Origin of the sequence: Streptococcus parasanguinis, assembly GCF_001578955.1 — a bacterium.
Classification (GTDB): Bacteria; Bacillota; Bacilli; order Lactobacillales; family Streptococcaceae; genus Streptococcus; species Streptococcus parasanguinis_U.
Genome location: NZ_KQ969690.1, coordinates 533625 through 535684, shown reverse-complemented (window position 1 = coordinate 535684; position 2060 = coordinate 533625). Strand labels below are relative to the sequence as shown.

At 43.0% G+C, this 2060-nt stretch carries 3 protein-coding genes and 1 pseudogene; all 4 read right to left on the bottom strand.

The genetic code is table 11. From position 1 onward, the window contains the following. A pseudogene (locus SPADD19_RS06510) lies at positions 1 to 175 on the bottom strand (peptide chain release factor N(5)-glutamine methyltransferase); the annotation flags it as partial. Next, positions 175 to 1254: a peptide chain release factor 1 gene (prfA, locus tag SPADD19_RS06505; protein WP_003007273.1), complete on the bottom strand. Its 1080-nt coding sequence runs from the start codon at positions 1252 to 1254 to the stop codon at positions 175 to 177. The gene prfA and the pseudogene SPADD19_RS06510, both read right to left, overlap by 1 nt. A 9-nt stretch (positions 1255 to 1263) precedes the next feature. Beyond that, the gene (locus SPADD19_RS06500; RefSeq protein ID WP_061455559.1) at positions 1264 to 1743 is read right to left on the bottom strand and encodes a GNAT family N-acetyltransferase; all 480 of its coding nucleotides are present in this window, start codon (positions 1741 to 1743) and stop codon (positions 1264 to 1266) included. Between the two features lie 21 nt (positions 1744 to 1764). Continuing rightward, positions 1765 to 2060, bottom strand: a 296-nt coding sequence (locus SPADD19_RS06495; RefSeq protein WP_481906739.1) for a thymidine kinase, incomplete at its 5' end; no start/stop codon positions are given.

Sequence of the window (2060 nt, the reverse complement as noted above, 5' to 3'; positions counted from 1 at the left end):
AGATGGAACCAAGCAAGGCTTGATCCTCTTCTTCCACTTCTTTTTGCAAGGCAAGGACAAAGTCTGTAAAGGTCCAGTTTTTTAAAGCTCGATACGCGAAGGAGAGGCTTTCTGCTTCCTCTCCAACGGCTATTAATTCATCTTCATACTGGGCTAATAATGGTCCCAACAACATTATTTATTCAACTCTTCTAGTTTTTGTGTTTGGTCATACAAGACCAAAGCATCGACCACTTCATCTAATTTACCAGATAAGATGGTATCCAGTTTTTGAAGGGTCAAGCCAATCCGGTGATCGGTCACACGGTTTTGAGGGAAGTTGTAAGTCCGGATCCGCTCTGAACGGTCACCAGTCCCGATAGTAGACTTTCTCTCAGCGTCTTGCTCATCTTGGGCAATCTGAGCAAAGTGGTCAGCCACACGCGCACGGATGATCTTCATGGCTTTTTCGCGGTTCTTCTGTTGTGTCCGTTCTTCCTGCATCTCTACCTTGATATTGGTTGGCAAGTGGACGATACGAACGGCTGTAGCGACCTTGTTGACGTTCTGTCCACCCGCACCAGATGCGTGGTAGATGTCAATCCGAAGGTCTTTTGGATCAATGTCATACTCGACTTCTTCGATTTCTGGCATGACCAGAACTGTGGCAGTTGAAGTATGGACACGACCTTGGCTTTCTGTCACTGGAACCCGTTGCACCCGGTGGGCACCAGATTCATACTTGAGTTTCGAGTAGACTGATTGACCAGAAACCATGGCTACGACTTCTTTGATCCCACCAACGCCATTGTAGGAAGCTTCCATGACTTCAAAGCGCCAGCCTTGGCTTTCTGCATATTTTTGGTACATCTGCAAGAGGTCACCAGCAAACAATTGGGCTTCGTCTCCTCCAGCTGCCCCACGGATTTCCAAGATAATGTTCTTGTCATCGTTTGGATCTTTAGGAAGAAGTAAGATCTTCAATTTTTCTTCGTACTCTTCTTTTTCAGCCTTAGCATCTTTTAGCTCTTGCTTGGCCATTTCTTCCAAATCCGCATCGCCGCCTGCTTCCTTAATCATTTCCTCAGCGTCAACAATGTTTTGAAGGACTTGCTTGTACTCACGGTAGGCTGTCACCGTATCACGTGTGGAAGCTTCTTCTTTTGAAAGCTCCATAAAGCGTTTGGTATCAGAGACCACATCTGGGTCACTCAGTAATTCTCCTAACTCTTCGTATCGGTCTTCTACAGCTTGTAGTTGATCATAGATATTCATGTTTGCTCCTTAATTCTTGATTGTTAGATCATAGATTGCTACAATTTCGTCTTCTATGACTTCGCCAGTTTCTTTAAATCCATAATGGAGATAGCAAGATCTCGCTTGATTATTTTCCGGTTCATAAGATAACCAAAGACTTGTTGCTTTTCCAGCTGGCTCTGTTCGAACAAAGTCAATAACTGCATCCATAGTCGGCTTAAAATAGCCTAAACCTTGAAATCGTTTATCGATCATAAAACGAAATAACAAGTAGTTCCCCTTGCTGATCCCAATTTTCTGGTCATAGGCAATCATAACAAAACCAACTAATACTTCCTTATCATAAACTGCTAAGGGAGCTATAAAATCACCATTTTTATCATATACATAGGCTTCAGCTAAGCTAATGGAATTGGATGCAATAAAATTCCATTGGTTTGGATGAACTTCTAGATTTAAAACGTCAAAATAATTCTCTATTGTAATATCTTTTAAACAAATAGACATTATTATCCTCTCTAAAACGTTCTAGACGCTTTCAGTTGGTATGTCTGGATTAAAATAATGCTTGCGGCAAACGGAGATATAGGTCTCGTGTCCACCGATCTGGATCTGCTCTCCATCATAGACAGGTTTACCCGCTTGGGTACGCAAGACCATGGTCGCCTTGCGGGAACAGTATTGGCAGATGGTTTTGATCTCCTCGATCTTGTCGGCTAACAAGAGGAGGTGTTTGGAACCTTCAAAGAGTTCATTTCGAAAATCATTTTTGAGGCCAAAAGCCATGACCGGCACATCCAATTCATCCACGACTCTTGCCAAGT